The sequence below is a fragment of the Streptomyces sp. NPDC051582 genome, assembly GCF_040681715.1.
Taxonomy (GTDB): Bacteria; Actinomycetota; Actinomycetes; order Streptomycetales; family Streptomycetaceae; genus Streptomyces.
The window spans coordinates 1-15,997 of the sequence record NZ_JBFAZJ010000028.1 but is presented as its reverse complement, the minus strand read 5'-3'; the positions used below and the strand labels follow the sequence as shown (position 1 = coordinate 15,997).

Genomic DNA, 15,997 nt, shown 5'->3' with positions numbered 1-15,997 from the left:
GCACGCCTCTGAGCTGCCCGAACCGATCCTTAAGCCGCCCTTGAGCGACGCCTCACCGACCCTTAACCCGGACGCTGAGGTGCGCGTTCCGTCCGGGTAACAGCGGCGATGCGGCGGGGAAACAGCGAGCGCGCACGCTCATCCCATGACCTCGGAACAGCAGCGTGTGGTGGTGATCGGCGGCGGCCTCGCGGGCCTGCGGCTCGCCGCGCGGCTGGGCGCGGGTACGGGTACGGGTACGGGTACGGACACGGGTACGAAGGTGACCGTCCTCGGCGAGGAGTCGCACGTTCCGTACAACCGGGTCCTGCTGGCGGAGGTCCTGGCCGGCCGGTACGCACCGGAGGTGACCGCCCTCCCGGATCCCGGCCCGGTGCTGCGCCGGGGCGTGCGGGCGGTCCGCGTCGACCGCGCCGACCGGACGGTCCACTGCGACGACGGCAGCACCGAGCGGTACGACACGCTGGTCCTGGCCACGGGCTCGAACGCGGTCCTCCCGCCGCTGCGCGGGCTGTTCGAGCCGCACGGGCGGGAACTGCCCGACGGGGTCCACGCGTTCCGCACCATGGACGACTGCCTCGCGCTGTCGGCCGCGGTGGCCGTACGGTCCGGGGTGCGCGCGGTGGTGATCGGCGGCGGCCTCCTCGGCGTCTCCGCGGCCCGAGCCCTGGCCGAGCGCGGCGCCCAGGTGGTCCTCGCCCAGCAGGGCGAGCGCCTGATGGAGCGCCAGCTGGACGCGGAGGCCTCGGCGCTGCTGCACGCCCACCTGACCGCACTCGGCATCGAGATCCACACCCAGTGCCGGGTGCGCGGTCTGGCGACCACGCGCGGCCCCGCGGGCGGGCGGCGCGTCAGCGGCGTCGAGTTCGCCGACGGGTACCGGCTCGATGCCGAGGTCGTCGTGCTCGCCTGCGGCGTGCGCCCGCGCACCGGTCTCGCGCTCGCCGCCGGGCTCGACGTACGCACCGGGATCGTCGTGGACGACCGGCTGCGCACCAACGACCCCCGGATCCACGCCATCGGCGACTGCGCCGAGCACGCCGGCCGGGTGTACGGCCTCGCGGGCCCGGCGCTGGACCAGGCCGACGCCCTGGCCCAGCACCTGGGCGGAGCCACCGCCCCCGGATACACCGGAACCCGCGCCCTCACCCGCCTCACCCTCGCCACCCCCGCCGCAGGCACTCCCGTCGCGGCCACCGGTGCCGGCACCACCACCGGCACCGCCACCACCACCGGCACGCTCGACCTCGCCGCCTTCGGCGAGACCACCCCGCTCCCCGGCGACGACGTGGTCCGCCTCGCCGACGCCACCCGCCGGACCTACCGGAAGGTCGTCGTGCGCGGCGACCGCCTCGTCGGCGGGGTCCTGCTCGGCGAGCTCTCCACCGTGGGCGCCCTCGCCCGCAGCTGGCAGGACGCCGAGACCCTGACCGACCTGTTCCACCTGCTCACCGACGACGGAGGCTCCTGATCATGGCCGCAGCCACGCCCACGCCCACCCCCGCCATCGTGCTCATCGGCCACGGCATGGTCGGCCAGCGCTACTTGGAGGCCCTCGCCGAGCGCGGGGCCACCGCCACGCACGGGATCACCGTGCTCTGCGAGGAGCCCCGGCCCGCGTACGACCGCGTCCACCTCACCTCGTACTTCTCCGGCAGCACCCCCGAGGAGCTCTCCCTCACCCCGGCCGGCTTCATGGAGCAGCACGGGATCGAGCTGCACCTCGGCGACCCCGCCGAGTCCATCGACCGCGACGCCCGCACCGTCACCTCCCGCTCCGGGCAGGTGTTCCCGTACGACGTGCTGGTCCTCGCGACCGGCAGCTACCCCTTCGTGCCGCCCGTCCCCGGCAAGGACGCCCCCGGCTGCTTCGTCTACCGCACCATCGAGGACCTGTTCGCGATCGAGGAGTACGCCAAGACCCGCACCAGCGGTGCGGTCGTCGGCGGCGGGCTCCTCGGGCTCGAAGCGGCCGGCGCCCTCAACGGTCTCGGCCTCGCCACCCGAGTCGTCGAGTTCGCCCCGCGTCTGATGCCCGTCCAGGTCGACGACGGCGGCGGCGCGGCGCTGCTGCGCACCATCGAGTCGATGGGGCTGACCGTCCACACCGGGGTCGGCACCCAGGAGGTGCTCACCGGAGCGGACGGCTCCGTCACCGGCATGCGGCTCTCCGACGGCTCCACCGTCGACACCGACCTCGTCGTCTTCTCCGCCGGGGTCCGCCCCCGCGACCAGCTCGCCCGCAACTCGGGCCTGACCGTCGGCGAGCGCGGCGGCATCGGCGTCGACGCCCGCTGCCGCACCTCCGACCCGCGCGTCTATGCGATCGGCGAATGCGCGCTGGCCGCGGACGGCCGGGTGTACGGGCTGGTCGGCCCCGGGTACGAGATGGCCGAGACGGCCGCCGAGGACCTGCTGGGCCGGGACAAGGAGTTCACCGGAGCCGACCTCTCCACCAAGCTCAAGCTGCTCGGCGTGGACGTGGCCTCCTTCGGCGACGCCCACGGCACGGCCCCCGACAGCCTCGACGTCGTCTACTCCGACTCCCGCTCCGGGGTCTACAAGAAGCTGGTCGTCTCCCCCGACGGGGTCCTGCTCGGCGGGGTGCTGGTGGGCGACGCCGAGGCGTACGGCCTGCTGCGCCCGCTCACCGGCAGCGTCCCTCCGGTCAGCCCCGACCAGCTGGTCCTGCCCGCCGGCCTCGGCGCGCCCGTGGCGCTCGGCCCGTCGGCGCTGCCCGACTCCGCGGTGATCTGCTCCTGCCACAACGTCACCAAGAAGGCGATCACCGCCTGCGCGACCCTCCCCGAGGTCAAGCAGTGCACCAAGGCGGGCACCGGCTGCGGCAGCTGCATCAAGACCATCGGCCAGCTGCTGCCCGCGGCCGCCGACAAGGGGCTGTGCGGCTGCTTCCCGTTCACCCGGGCCGAGCTCTACGAGATCGTCCGGACCCGCCGGCTGACCTCGTTCGAGCAGCTCCTCGACGGCCACGGCCGGGAGAAGGCCCGCGGCGGCAACGGCTGCGAGGTCTGCAAGCCGACCGTCGGATCGATCATCGCCTCGCTCGCCCCCACCCTCGGGGCGAGCGGCTACGTCCTCGACGGGGAACAGGCCGCCCTCCAGGACACCAACGACCACTTCCTGGCGAACCTCCAGCGCAACGGCTCGTACTCGGTGGTCCCGCGCATCCCCGGCGGCGAGATCACCCCCGACAAGCTCATCGTGATCGGCGAGGTGGCCCGCGACTTCGGGCTCTACACGAAGATCACCGGCGGCCAGCGCATCGACCTCTTCGGGGCCAGCGTGGACCAGCTCCCGCGGATCTGGGCCCGGCTCGTGGAGGCCGGGTTCGAGTCCGGACACGCGTACGGGAAGGCGCTGCGCACGGTGAAGTCCTGCGTGGGCCAGACCTGGTGCCGGTACGGGGTCCAGGACTCCGTGCGCATGGCCATCGACCTGGAGCTGCGCTACCGGGGCCTGCGCGCCCCGCACAAGCTCAAGTCGGCGGTCTCCGGCTGCGCGCGCGAGTGCGCGGAGGCGCAGAGCAAGGACTTCGGGGTGATCGCGACGGCCAACGGCTGGAACCTCTACGTCGGCGGGAACGGCGGGGCCACCCCGCGCCACGCGGACCTGCTGGCCCAGGACCTGTCGGACGCCGAACTGGTCCGGCTCATCGACCGGTTCCTGATGTTCTACATCCGCACGGCCGACCGGCTGGAGCGCACCTCCACCTGGCTGGACCGGCTGGAGGGCGGCCTGGACCACCTGCGGGACGTGGTCGTACACGATTCGCTCGGGCTGTGCGCGGAGCTGGAGGCGCTGATGTCCGACCACGTGGCGCACTACCGCGACGAATGGGCCGAGACCCTCCAGGACCCGGAGCGGCTGCGCCGGTTCGTGTCCTTCGTGAACGCGCCCGGCGCCCCCGACCCGACCGTGAAGTTCGTCCCCGAACGCGACCAGGTCAAGCCCGACCTGACCATTCTCGACATCCGGCCGCTGGAGGCCGTGGGAGGCACCCGATGACCGTGGAACTGCAGGCGACCGAAGGCTGGCTGACGGTGTGCGAACTGTCCGACCTGATCCCCGGGCGGGGGGTGGCGGTCCTACTGCCCGACGGCAGCCAGGCCGCGGTGTTCATCACCCGGTCGGGAAGCACGTACGCCATCGACAACCGGGATCCGTTCACCGGGGCCGCCGTGCTCTCGCGGGGGCTGATCGGGTGCGCGGAGGGCCGGCCCTTCGTGGCCTCTCCGCTGCTCAAGCAGCGCTTCGACCTCGTGTCGGGGCGCTGCCTGGACGACGAGGCGGCGGCGGTCCGGACCTACCCGGTGCGGACCGCCGTGACCTCGGCGGCGGTGGCGTAGCGGCGTAGCGGGGGCATCAGCCCTGGACGGCCGCCGGGTCCATCCAGACGTACTCCCAGACGTGGCCGTCCAGGTCCTCGAAGGCGCGGCCGTACATGAAGCCGAGGTCCTGGGCCGGACGGGGTTCGGTGGCGCCCGCCGCGAGGGCGGCGCCGAGCACCTCGTCGACCTGCTCCCGGCTGTCGGCGCTCAGGGCGAGCATGACCTCGGTGGTCTTGGTGGCGTCCGCGACCTCCTTGGTCGCGAAGTCCCCGAAGCGGGCCTCCGTCATCAGCATCGCGAAGATCGTGTCGCTGATGACGAGGCAGCCGGTCTTGTCATCGCTGAACTGGGGGTTGAAGGAGTAGCCGAGCTCGACCCAGAACGCCTTGGCGGCCTCGATGTCCTTGACCGGCAGGTTGACGAAGATCATGGTGGGCATCTGGGTGCCTCTTCTCTCGTGTGCGCGTCTCGTGTGTGCTTTCGAGAGATAGACCGGGGGCCCCGAAAGAACTCATCGCTCCCGCGGAAACTTTTTCCACGAGTCGTACGCCGAGGGGCATCCGCCCAGGTCAGGCCGTGGAGCGGAGCTCCAGGGCGGCCAGCGGGACAAAGCCGCGGGAGTCCTGGCGCCGGAGCAGCGCCGGGTCGGGGCCGGCCAGCCGCTTGTGCAGGGCCAGGGCGATCCGCTCGCCCGTCGCCTTGGCCCGCTCCGCGTTCGGCCCGCGGTGCAGGCCGTCGACGGCGGCGTGCCACAACTGCACCCAGCGCCCGAAGTCCTCGGCGGTCAGCGCCCGCGCCGCGTGCAGGGCGGCGTGCGGGCCGAAGGCGTCGCGCCCGTAATCGGCCGTACGGAACAGGGCCCGCTCCCAGAAATCCGTGATGCGCGGCAAGTGGACCTCCAGGTCCGTGCCGGCGATCTCGGTGAAGAACGGCCCGATCCGCCGGTCGGCGAAAGCGGCGGTGTAGAAGCGGCGCAGCACGACGGTGAGGTCGGCGCGGCCGGAGATGTCGTTGTCCGCGGCGAACTGGTTCATGGCTCCACCATCTTGGCGTACGCGGGGGCGTGCCAGGGCGCAAAGTCCCGCCGTTCGTCACTTCGTGCGGATCGCGGGCGAACCGCTCGCCCGCGCGGGCCCCCGCCCGTATGACGGGGCAGGGGCCCGCGGCAGGGCCGGGAGCCCCCCGGCAGCGCCAGGGGTGTCCGCAAAGTCCCGCCTGCCCCGCGGCGCCCGGCACGGCCCGCCCTACGGGCGGACGCCGCCGCTTCGCGGACACCCCCTAGGAGGCCACCGCTCCGCCCTTCAGCAGCGCGGCCCCCAGCGGGGTCACCGTGTGCAGGACGGCGTTACCCCGGCGCAGGGTGGTGACCAGGCCCGCCTCGCGCATCACGCAGGCGTGCTGGCTCGCGGAGGCCAGCGAGACCCCGGCGCGGCGGGCCAGCTCACTGGTGGTGGCGCCGTCGCCGATGGCCCGCAGCACCACCGAGCGGGTGTGCCCGACGAGTTTGCCCAGCGTGCGCTGGCGCTGCTCCTCCAGGGGCCGAATCGATTCGCCCGAGCCGGACGCCGAGGCCAGCTGCGCCGCGGCCGGGTAGACCAGCACCGGCGGCAGCTCCGGGTCGTGCAGGGTCACGGCGGTGCGCCGGCAGAAGAACGACGGCTGGAGCAGCAACCCGCGCCCCCGCAGCCGTACGTCCCGGTCCACCGGGTAGTCGCACTCCAGGACCGGTGCCCGCCAGCGCAGCATCGGCGGCAGCGAGGCCAGCAGCTCGTCCGCGCCCCCGTCCAGCAGGGCGCGGCCGCGCGCGGCCCGCTCGGCCTCGATCTGGGCCTGGATGTGCGTCCAGTACGGCTCCACGGCCGCCCGGTGGTAGCCGCGCAGCTCGCCCAGCAGCCTGGGCAGGTGCTTGGTGCCGCCCTCCATGAAGTCCCGCAGCCGCCGCGGGACCGACACGTCGGCACCCCCGCTGACCGCCGAGGGCATGCCGAACGCGGCCCCGACCCCGGTGCCCGCGCCCAGCAGCGCCAGCTCGCGCCGCATCCGCTCGGGACGGATCCCGCGCAGGGCGTCGAGCCCCACGTCCCACCCGTACTGCCCCTCCACAGGGGTCAGGAAATCGGGAAAATAACCACGACTCGGTATGAGCGCACCGAGCAAACGTGTTTCACTATTCAACCTGCTCCGGGTTTCCGTACGCCATTCACCGAAGAGCCGCGCATCACGCCGGTCTCTTAAACGGTGAAAACTCAGAATCGTTTCCCACAACGCATCGGGACGCCCTGCCATCCGTACGCGTGCCAGGTCCACTCCAGTGAAATGGATACGCAGCACCGAACCCCCACCTGTGCAACCGCAATCCCCCCGCCTCATGAGTATGCATGCCGTCACACGACGTCACCACGCCCTTTCGGCCACAGTTGAAACCCCTTTCGGCGGGGGCGTGACAACCGAAATCCTGTACTCCGCCAGGCACACTCCGATGCGACCGAAACGCTCCGTGAAGGCCGTGGGGGGCTTTGCGGGGCCTGGCGGTCGGTCGCACCGGGAAGCGCCGACGTGCCTGGCAGATTGCCGGCAGGCGGTGGACGGGTGGGGATCCGTCCACCGCCTGCTGGCGTAAAGATTTGTCGAACAACAAAAAGATGCGCGTCCGCCCTCGGGGGTCAGGGAACCCGGGGGCGGACGCGCAGTCAGCGGGCCGTGTCAGGCCTGGAGGGGCTCAGCGGCTGTCGCTGCCCTTCGACTCGGCGGCGGCACGGCCGGCCTCCAGGCGCGCCACCGGGATCCGGAACGGCGAGCAGGAGACGTAGTCGAGACCCACCTCGTGGAAGAAGTGGACGGACTCGGGGTCACCGCCGTGCTCGCCGCAGACGCCGAGCTTGAGGTCGGGGCGGGTCTCCCGGCCGGCCTGGGCCGCGCTGCGGACCAGCGCGCCGACGCCGTCCTTGTCGATGGTCTCGAAGGGCGAGACCCCGAAGATGCCCTTCTCCAGGTACGCGGTGAAGAAGCTGGCCTCGACGTCGTCGCGGGAGAAGCCCCACACCGTCTGGGTCAGGTCGTTCGTGCCGAAGGAGAAGAACTGCGCGGCCTCGGCGATCTGCCCGGCCGTGAGCGCGGCGCGCGGCAGCTCGATCATCGTGCCGATGGTCAGCTTGAGGCTGGTGCCGGTGGCGGCCTCGACCTCGGCGATGACCGCGTCGGCCTCCTCGCGGACGATCTCCAGCTCCTGGACGGTGCCCACGAGCGGGACCATGATCTCGGCGCGCGGGTCGCCCTTGGCGTTCTTGCGCTCGGCCGCGGCCTCGGCGATCGCCCGGACCTGCATGGCGAACAGGCCGGGGATGACCAGACCGAGGCGGACGCCGCGCAGACCCAGCATCGGGTTCTGCTCGTGCAGCTTGTGCACGGCCTGGAGCAGGCGCAGGTCGTTCTCGTTGGCGTCCTTGCGGGCCTCGGCGAGGGCCACGCGCACCGACAGCTCGGTGATGTCGGGAAGGAACTCGTGCAGCGGCGGGTCGAGGAGACGGACGGTGACGGGCAGCCCGTCCATCGCCTCGAACAGCTCGACGAAGTCCTTCTTCTGGAGCGGCAGGAGGGCACTCAGTGCCTCCTCGCGCTCCTTGTCGGTGTCGGCGAGGATCAGGTGCTCGACCAGCTCGCGGCGCTCACCGAGGAACATGTGCTCGGTGCGGCACAGGCCGATGCCCTGGGCGCCGAAGCGGCGGGCGCGCAGCGCGTCCTCGGCGTTGTCGGCGTTGGCGCGCACCCGCAGCCGGCGGACGCGGTCCGCGTAGGCCATGATCCGGTGGACGGCCTGGACCAGCTCGTCGGCGTCGTCGGCGCCGGCGTGCATGCGGCCCTCGAAGTACTCGACGACCGGGGACGGTACGACGGGTACCTCACCGCGGTAGACCTTGCCGGTGGAGCCGTCGATCGAGACGACGTCGCCCTCCTCGATCACCACTCCGCCGACCGTCATCCGGCGGCGCTTGGTGTCGACTTCGAGGTCCTCGGCGCCGCAGACGCAGGTCTTGCCCATGCCGCGGGCCACGACGGCGGCGTGCGAGGTCTTGCCGCCGCGCGAGGTCAGGATGCCCTCGGCGGCGATCATGCCGTCCAGGTCGTCCGGGTTGGTCTCGCGGCGGATCAGGATGACCTTCTCGCCGGAGCGCGACCACTTGACGGCCGTGTACGAGTCGAAGACGGCCTTGCCGACGGCCGCGCCCGGGGAGGCGGCGATGCCACGGCCGAGCAGCTCGGTCGCCGCGCCCTCGTCGAAGCGCGGGAACATCAGCTGCGCGAGCTGGGCGCCGTTGACGCGCTGGAGCGCCTCGGCCTCGTCGATGAGGCCCTGGTCGACGAGCTGGGTGGCGATGCGGAAGGCGGCGCCGGCGGTGCGCTTGCCGACGCGGGTCTGCAGCATCCACAGCTGGCCGCGCTCGATCGTGAACTCGATGTCGCAGAGATCCTTGTAGTGGGTCTCCAGCGTCGTCATGATCGTCATGAGCTGGTCGTAGGAGGCCTTGTCGATGGTCTCCAGGTCCGCCAGCGGGACGGTGTTGCGGATGCCCGCGACGACGTCCTCGCCCTGGGCGTTCTGCAGGTAGTCGCCGTAGACGCCCGCGTGGCCGCTGGCCGGGTCGCGGGTGAAGGCGACGCCGGTGCCGGAGTCGGGGCCGAGGTTGCCGAAGACCATGGAGCAGATGTTGACCGCGGTGCCCAGGTCGCTCGGGATGCGCTCCTGGCGGCGGTAGAGCTTGGCGCGGTCGGTGTTCCAGGAGTTGAAGACCGCCTCGACGGCGAGGTCGAGCTGCTCGCGGGCGTCCTGCGGGAACTCGCGGCCGGCCTGCTTGGCGACGATCTTCTTGAAGCGGGTGACCAGCTTCTTGAGGTCGGCGGCGTCGAGGTCGGTGTCGACGGTGACCTTCTTGGCGGCCTTGGCCTCGTCGAGGGCCTCCTCGAAGAGCTCGCCGTCCACGTCCAGGACGGTCTTGCCGAACATCTGGATGAGGCGGCGGTACGAGTCCCACGCGAAGCGCTCGTTGCCGGCCTGGGAGGCGAGGCCGGCCACGGACTCGTCGGAGAGGCCGATGTTGAGGACCGTGTCCATCATGCCCGGCATCGAGAACTTGGCGCCGGAGCGCACGGAGACCAGCAGCGGGTCGTCCGACTGGCCGAGCTTCTTGCCCATCTTCGCTTCGAGGGCCGCCAGGTGGGCGCTGACCTCGTCGCGCAGCGCGGCCGGGGCCTCACCGCTGGCGAGGTAGACCTTGCAGGCCTCGGTGGTGATGGTGAAGCCGGGAGGGACCGGCAGACCCAGGTTGGTCATCTCGGCGAGGTTGGCCCCCTTGCCGCCGAGAAGGTCCTTGAGGTCGCGGTTTCCCTCGGTGAAGTCGTAGACGAACTTCTGATCTTTGTTTTCCGACACGGGTCTCGACTCCTCGAGGACTCGGTGGCTGCCCTGACGGCCAGGAACATACCCAGATCGAAGGCTTCTGGGTACGTCCACTTGGTCGTCATGTGGCTGTAACCACCCGTGCGCCACCAGATCGAAAGTAACCGATGAGTAGCCAGAATCTACGAAGAGCGTTCACCTCCCGAAGGGAGAAGGGCCTCCTGAGGCCTGTTCTCGCTCGGATGAGCGATCATCGATACATTTGCGTTCAAGTCTTGAACAGACAAAGGGTGGCACCCAGTGCCACCCTTTGAAAGTCTTACCCGTGATTTTCGCGCTCATGTGAGCGCAACCCCACCCATGCGTGGCGTATGTCACGCCGCCGGTGGCAGAGTTTGTCAGCTGATTCTCAGCCCCCGGACGTGTCCAGTTCCGCATCCTCGCTCACGCCCGCACAGTCGTACGGATCCTTCAGCCAGCCATCCGGCAGGACAACCCGGTTGTTTCCGGACGTCCGGCCGCGCGGGCCGTCCGCGCTCTCGGGCCACGACTGGTCCAGGTCGAGCTCGCTCAGATGAGCGTTCAGCTCGGCCAGCGACGAGGTGACCGCCAGCTTCTTCCGCATCTCGGAACCCACCGAGAAGCCCTTGAGGTACCAGGCCACGTGCTTACGGAAGTCGATCACCCCGCGCGTCTCGTCGCCGATCCACTCCCCCAGCAGCTGGGCGTGCCGGTGCATGGTGTCGGCGACCTCGCGCAGCGTGGGCTTGTGGAAGTCTTCGGGGCGCCCCTCGAAGGCCGCGACCAGGTCGTTGAACAGCCACGGGCGGCCCAGGCAGCCGCGCCCGACGACCACGCCGTCGCAGCCGGTCTCGCGGACCATGCGCAGCGCGTCCTCGGCGCACCAGATGTCGCCGTTGCCGAGCACGGGGATCTCCGGCACGTGCTCCTTGAGCCGCGCGATGGCGTCCCAGTCGGCGGTGCCGCCGTAGTGCTGGGCGGTGGTGCGCCCGTGCAGGGCGATGGCGGTGACGCCTTCCTCGACGGCGATGCGGCCGGCGTCCAGGTAGGTGAGGTGGTCGTCGTTGATGCCCTTGCGCATCTTCATCGTGACCGGCAGGTCGCCGGCGCCCGCGACGGCCTCGCGCAGGATCGCGCGCAACAGGTTCCGCTTGTACGGGAGGGCCGAGCCGCCGCCCTTGCGGGTCACCTTGGGGACGGGGCAGCCGAAGTTGAGGTCGATGTGGTCGGCGCGGTCCTCTTCGACGATCATGCGGACCGCCTTGCCGACCGTCGCCGGGTCCACTCCGTACAGCTGGATCGAGCGGGGCTTCTCAGTCTCGTCGAAGTGGATCAGCTGCATGGTCTTCTCGTTGCGCTCGACCAGGGCGCGGGTCGTGATCATCTCGCTCACGAACAGACCCTTGCCGCCGCTGAACTCCCGGCAGAGGGTGCGGAACGGGGCATTGGTGATACCGGCCATGGGGGCGAGCACCACGGGGGGCTGCACGGTGTGCGGGCCGATCGCGAGCGGCGGAGGGAGCGTGGTCATCCCCCCATTGTCGCTCAGCCGGACCGGGGCACGCATCTCTTTAGTTAGGCGTACTATCGGAAACATGCCGGAGTTGAGCCGCCGACGGAGAATGCTGGTCCTGGCGATCTGCTGCATGAGCCTGCTCATCGTCAGCCTCGACGTGACCGTCCTGAACGTCGCGCTGCCCTCGATGCGCCGTGAGCTGGGCGCCTCGGTCTCCGGCATGCAGTGGACGCTCGACGCGTACACGCTGGTCCTGGCCTCGCTGCTGATGCTGGCGGGCTCCACGGCGGACCGGATCGGGCGCCGCAGGGTCTTCACCGTGGGACTGCTGTTCTTCACGGCGGGCTCGCTGCTCTGCTCGCTGGCGCCGACCCTGGAGTGGCTGATCGCCTTCCGTATGGTCCAGGCGGTGGGCGGCTCGATGCTCAACCCGGTCGCCATGTCGATCATCACCAACACCTTCACGGATCCGCGCGAGCGGGCCCGCGCCATCGGCGCCTGGGGCGCGGTGGTCGGCATCTCCATGGCCGTGGGCCCGCTGATCGGCGGGCTGTTGGTGGAGTCCGTCGGCTGGCGCTCCATTTTCTGGATCAACCTCCCGATCGGTCTGCTGGCCCTGGTACTGACCCTGCGGTTCGTCCCCGAGTCGCGGGCCGCGCGACCGCGCCGCCCCGACCCGGTGGGCCAGGTGCTGGTCATGGCCCTGCTCGGTTCCGTGACGTACGGGATCATCGAGGCCCCGAGCGCGGGCTGGAACGCTCCGGTCATCCTCGGCTGCGCGGCCCTGGCCGTGGCCTCGCTGGTGGGGCTGCTGGTGTACGAGCCGCGGCGGGCGGAGCCGCTGATCGACCCCCGGTTCTTCCGCAGCGCCCCCTTCAGCGGCGCGACGGTGATCGCGATCGGCGCCTTCGCCGCGCTGTCCGGGTTCCTGTTCCTGAACACGCTGTACTTGCAGGACGTACGGGGGCTCAGCGCGCTCGACGCCGGGCTCTACATGCTGCCGATGGCCCTGATGACCTTCCTGTGCGCCCCGCTGTCGGGCCGGCTGGTCGGCAACCGGGGGCCGCGGCCGTCACTGCTGATCGCGGGGACGGCGATGGCGGCGAGCGGGGTGCTGTTCGCCGCGTTCTCGGCGGAGACCTCGACGCCGCTGCTGTTCACCGCGTACGTGCTGTTCGGGCTCGGCTTCGGCATGGTGAACGCACCCATCACCAACACGGCGGTCTCCGGGATGCCCCGGGCCCAGGCGGGGGTGGCGGCCGCGGTCGCCTCGACCAGCAGGCAGACCGGCGGCACGCTGGGCGTGGCGGTGATCGGCGCGGTCCTGGCGGCGGGGACGGCGGGCGGCGCCGATTTCGTCGAGGCGGCGCGGCCGGCCTGGTGGATAATCGCGGGCTGCGGACTGCTCGCGCTCGTGGTGGGCGCCGCGACCAGCGGCCGGTGGGCCATGGGGACGGCGGAGCGGACGGCCCGCACGCTGGAACAGGCGGCGGCGGGGCCCTCGCCGGCGACGGCACCGCCGCGCGGCTGAGGCCCGCAGGCCGGGCAGGGCAGGGCGGGGCGGGAGCGCCCCTACTCCCCGCAGTCGAAGTGCTCGGGGTTCGAGTCGATCCGGCCCAGCAGTGCGCGCAGCGCGTCCTTGTCGGCGTGCGAGAACGCGGAGAACAGGGAGAGCTCGACCTCGTCGAGGGCCGCGTTCGTCTTGGCGAGGGCCGTCGATCCGGCCTCGGTGATGGCCACGTTGTGGCGGCGGCGGTCGGCCGGGTCCCGGCGGCGGACGACCAGACCCTCCCCCTCCAGGCCGTTGAGGATGCCGACCAGAACGCTCGGATCCACCTCCAGCCGCTCGGCGAGGGCCCGCTGGCCGACGGGGCCGTCCTCCAGGTGCATCAGCGCCATCGCGTGCCGCGGGGTGAGACCGGCCGTACTGAGCGCCTGCTTCATGAGGGACTCGGTGATCGAGCCGTGCCAGGCCTGGCCCCGGCGGTCGCCCTCACCCTGGTCGCGGCGGCGGCCCTGGTCCTCCGGGTGGCGGCGTAGCCGTCCTGACGAGTGACAGATATTGAAATCTGTCACTCGTCATGCCATGGTTGTTCCATGACCACGAACGAGAACACCCGCACCCTCGGCTCCGCCGGCCCCTCCGTCTTCCCGCTGGGGCTGGGCTGCATGGGCATGTCCGCCTTGTACGGGGAGGCCGACCGCGCCGAGTCGATCGCGACCGTCCACGCCTATCTGGACGCCGTTCCCGAGGGCGCGAGCGCGCTGCTCGACACCGGCGACTTCTACGGCATGGGGCACAACGAGATGCTGATCGGCGAAGCCCTGCGTTCCGCGCCGGCCGCGGCCGCGGAGCAGGCGTTGATCAGCGTGAAGTTCGGCGCCCTGCGCACCGTCGAGGGCGGCTTCACCGGCTATGACGGCCGCCCCGAGGCCGTCAAGAACTTCCTGGCCTACTCGCTCCAGCGCCTGGGCCGCGACCACGTCGACGTCTACCGGATCGCCCGTGTCGATCCGGACGTCCCGATCGAGGAGACCGTCGGCGCCATCGCCGAGGCCGTCGAGGCCGGGCACGTGCGGCACATCGGCCTCTCCGAGGTCGGCGCGGACACCCTGCGCCGGGCCGCCGCCGTGGCGCCGATCTCGGACCTCCAGATCGAGTACTCGCTCATCTCCCGCGGCATCGAGGCGGAGATCCTCCCGGTCGCCCGGGAGCTGGGCATCGGGGTCACGGCGTACGGGGTGCTGAGCCGCGGTCTGATCAGCGGGCACTTCAGCCGCGACCGGGAGCTGGCGCCGGGCGACTTCCGCGGGATGAGCCCGCGCTTCCAGGGCGAGAACCTGCAGCGCAATCTCGACCTGGTCGACGCCCTGCGCAAGGTCGCGCAGGAGAAGGGGGTCAGCGTCGCGCAGACCGCCATCGCCTGGGTGCTCTCGCGCGGCGAGGACATCGTGCCTCTGGTGGGCGCCCGCCGCCGGGACAGACTGTCCGAGGCACTGGGTGCCATGACCGTGGAGCTGACGGCCGCGGACCTGGCGGCCATCGAGGAGGCGGTCCCGGCGGGAGCCGCGGCCGGCGAGCGGTACCCGGAAGCGCAGATGGCCCACCTCGACAGTGAGCACTGAGCGGGCGGTACGGTCGTACTCATGCCCCCCGCTGCTGCCGAGCCCCTGACACCCGAGCGCATCCTCGAAACCACCGAGGAGGTGCTGCGCCGCTTCGGCCCCACCAAGGCGACCGTGGTGGACGTGGCCCGCGCCCTGGGCGTCAGCCACGGCAGCGTCTACCGCCACTTCCCGTCGAAGGCGGCGCTGCGCGAGGCCGTCACGGACCGCTGGCTCGCCAAGAGCGTCGTCCGCCTGGACGAGATCGCCTCGGCCCCCGAGGGGTCCGCGCCCTCCAAGCTGGAGGCGTGGCTGGAGGCGCTGTTCGAAGCCAAACGCCACAAGGCGGGTGACGATCCGGAGCTGTTCGCGACGTACACGGTGCTGCTCGCGGAGAACAGCGACGTGGTGGACCAGCACCTGAACCAGCTGATGGACCAGCTGGGCCGGATCATCGGGGAGGGGGTCGAGGCGGGCTCGCTCAGTGCGCCCGACGTACCGGCCGCCGCCCGGGCCGTGTTCGACGCCACCGGCCGCTTCCATGATCCGCAGTACGCGGCGGAGTGGCGGAGGCCCACGATCATCACGGAGTTCGAGGCGGTCACCGCACTCGTGGTCCGGGGCCTGCGCGCCTGACGGCGGAGAACACGTCCGGAACAAGCCATTCCGGACGACTTGATGATCATTTGGTACGAGCCCACCTTGTCCGTGCCCCGTCAAACTCCATACGTTCCCTTTAGCACCCTTCACCAGGCACGTTCCAGGGGGAACCTTGTCCGCTCAACCAATTCAGGCGACGCAGCCCAAACCTCCGGCCCGTTCGGGCGGCGCCGCTGCCGTCGGCTGGATCCTGACCATCAGCCTCAACGTGGTCGCGCCGATCATCACGTACAACCAGCTGCACGACCACGGCTGGAGCGACTTCAGCGCGCTGCTGATCAGCGGCGTGTGGCCGGTGCTCGACAGCGTCATCAGCGTGGCCTGGCGCCGCAAGCTGGACGAATTCGCCATCATCGCCCTGGTGTTCATGGTGATCACGGCCGTCGTCTCGCTCGTCGGCGCGCACTCGGCGCGCGCGCTGCTGATCAAGGACTCGGGAGTGACCGGGCTGTTCGGGCTGCTCTGCCTCGCCACCCTGCTCGCGCCGCGTCCGCTGATGTTCTACTTCAGCCGCAAGTTCGCCACCGACGGCACCCCCGAGAGCACCGCCTGGTGGAACGGCCTGTGGCAGTACGACGGCTTCCGCCGCACGATGACCGTCATGACCACGGTGTGGGGCGTGGTCTACCTCGCCGAGGCCGCGGTGCGGATCGCCCTGGCGTACCTGCTGCCCACCGACACCATGGTGATCGTCAGCCCGATCCTGATCTACGCGACGCTGGGTCTGCTGGCCCTGTGGACCGCGCGCTACGCGAAGCGCTCGCAGGCGGCCGGTGAGCGGCGCGCCGCCGAGGCGGCCGCGGCCGAGGCACGCGCCGGGGCCCCGGCCCAGGCCTGAGCCGAGGCGGAAACGCCGGTGGCCCGGGGGGCGGCCCGCCGCCCCGGGCCCCGGCCGGGTTCAGCCCCGCCGGGGGGGGGGCGAGGCGCCGGGGGGCGGGGGGGAGCCCACCC

The 15,997-nt window shown here is 71.4% G+C and carries 13 protein-coding genes; 7 read left to right on the top strand and 6 right to left on the bottom strand.

The window, feature by feature from the left end; translation table 11 throughout:
• Positions 1-145 precede the first annotated feature (145 nt).
• The 3 genes from AB0M92_RS29790 to nirD are packed head-to-tail and all read left to right on the top strand — an operon-like array spanning position 146 to position 4,367.
• The gene (locus tag AB0M92_RS29790; protein ID WP_366105412.1) at positions 146-1,471 is read left to right on the top strand and encodes an FAD-dependent oxidoreductase; all 1,326 of its coding nucleotides are present in this window, start codon (positions 146-148) and stop codon (positions 1,469-1,471) included.
• 2 nt (positions 1,472-1,473) lie between these two features.
• Positions 1,474-4,026 (top strand): nitrite reductase large subunit NirB, encoded by a 2,553-nt coding sequence (gene nirB / locus AB0M92_RS29785; RefSeq protein ID WP_366105411.1) that lies wholly within the window; start codon positions 1,474-1,476, stop codon positions 4,024-4,026.
• The gene (nirD, locus tag AB0M92_RS29780) at positions 4,023-4,367 is read left to right on the top strand and encodes a nitrite reductase small subunit NirD (RefSeq protein WP_366105410.1); all 345 of its coding nucleotides are present in this window, start codon (positions 4,023-4,025) and stop codon (positions 4,365-4,367) included. Before nirB ends, nirD begins: the two co-directional genes overlap by 4 nt.
• A 16-nt stretch (positions 4,368-4,383) precedes the next feature.
• Here nirD and AB0M92_RS29775 read toward each other — a convergent pair whose 3' ends face one another.
• The 5 genes from AB0M92_RS29775 to dusB all read right to left on the bottom strand — a co-directional run bounded on the left by AB0M92_RS29775 (position 4,384) and on the right by dusB (position 11,296).
• The gene (locus AB0M92_RS29775; RefSeq protein WP_366105409.1) at positions 4,384-4,788 is read right to left on the bottom strand and encodes a VOC family protein; all 405 of its coding nucleotides are present in this window, start codon (positions 4,786-4,788) and stop codon (positions 4,384-4,386) included.
• Positions 4,789-4,918: 130 nt separating this feature from the next.
• On the bottom strand, positions 4,919-5,383 hold the full coding sequence (locus tag AB0M92_RS29770) for a group III truncated hemoglobin (RefSeq protein ID WP_366105408.1): 465 nt from the start codon (positions 5,381-5,383) through the stop codon (positions 4,919-4,921).
• 244 nt (positions 5,384-5,627) lie between these two features.
• Positions 5,628-6,680 carry a helix-turn-helix domain-containing protein gene (locus AB0M92_RS29765; RefSeq protein ID WP_366105407.1) on the bottom strand — a complete coding sequence of 351 codons (1,053 nt, stop codon included), beginning with the start codon at positions 6,678-6,680 and terminating at the stop codon, positions 5,628-5,630.
• Positions 6,681-7,068: 388 nt separating this feature from the next.
• Positions 7,069-9,777 carry a pyruvate, phosphate dikinase gene (gene ppdK / locus AB0M92_RS29760; protein WP_366105406.1) on the bottom strand — a complete coding sequence of 903 codons (2,709 nt, stop codon included), beginning with the start codon at positions 9,775-9,777 and terminating at the stop codon, positions 7,069-7,071.
• A gap of 376 nt (positions 9,778-10,153) precedes the next feature.
• The gene (gene dusB / locus AB0M92_RS29755) at positions 10,154-11,296 is read right to left on the bottom strand and encodes a tRNA dihydrouridine synthase DusB (RefSeq protein ID WP_366105405.1); all 1,143 of its coding nucleotides are present in this window, start codon (positions 11,294-11,296) and stop codon (positions 10,154-10,156) included.
• A 64-nt stretch (positions 11,297-11,360) separates the two neighbouring features.
• Between dusB and AB0M92_RS29750 the strand changes: the two genes are divergently transcribed.
• On the top strand, positions 11,361-12,812 hold the full coding sequence (locus tag AB0M92_RS29750; protein WP_366105404.1) for an MFS transporter: 1,452 nt from the start codon (positions 11,361-11,363) through the stop codon (positions 12,810-12,812).
• A gap of 41 nt (positions 12,813-12,853) precedes the next feature.
• Here AB0M92_RS29750 and AB0M92_RS29745 read toward each other — a convergent pair whose 3' ends face one another.
• Entirely contained in the window at positions 12,854-13,357 is a 504-nt protein-coding gene (locus AB0M92_RS29745) for a MarR family winged helix-turn-helix transcriptional regulator (protein ID WP_366105403.1), read from the bottom strand.
• A 21-nt stretch (positions 13,358-13,378) separates the two neighbouring features.
• Here AB0M92_RS29745 and AB0M92_RS29740 point away from each other — a divergent pair, with 21 nt between their 5' ends.
• From AB0M92_RS29740 to AB0M92_RS29730, 3 genes are all read left to right on the top strand, one after another.
• Positions 13,379-14,407: an aldo/keto reductase gene (locus AB0M92_RS29740; RefSeq protein ID WP_366105402.1), complete on the top strand. Its 1,029-nt coding sequence runs from the start codon at positions 13,379-13,381 to the stop codon at positions 14,405-14,407.
• Between the two features lie 21 nt (positions 14,408-14,428).
• Complete coding sequence (locus AB0M92_RS29735) at positions 14,429-15,022, top strand: TetR family transcriptional regulator (protein WP_366105401.1); 594 nt, start codon at positions 14,429-14,431, stop codon at positions 15,020-15,022.
• 136 nt (positions 15,023-15,158) lie between these two features.
• Positions 15,159-15,884, top strand: a complete 726-nt coding sequence (locus AB0M92_RS29730) for a VC0807 family protein (RefSeq protein ID WP_366105400.1) — start codon at positions 15,159-15,161, stop codon at positions 15,882-15,884.
• The last annotated feature ends 113 nt before the right edge of the window (positions 15,885-15,997 follow it).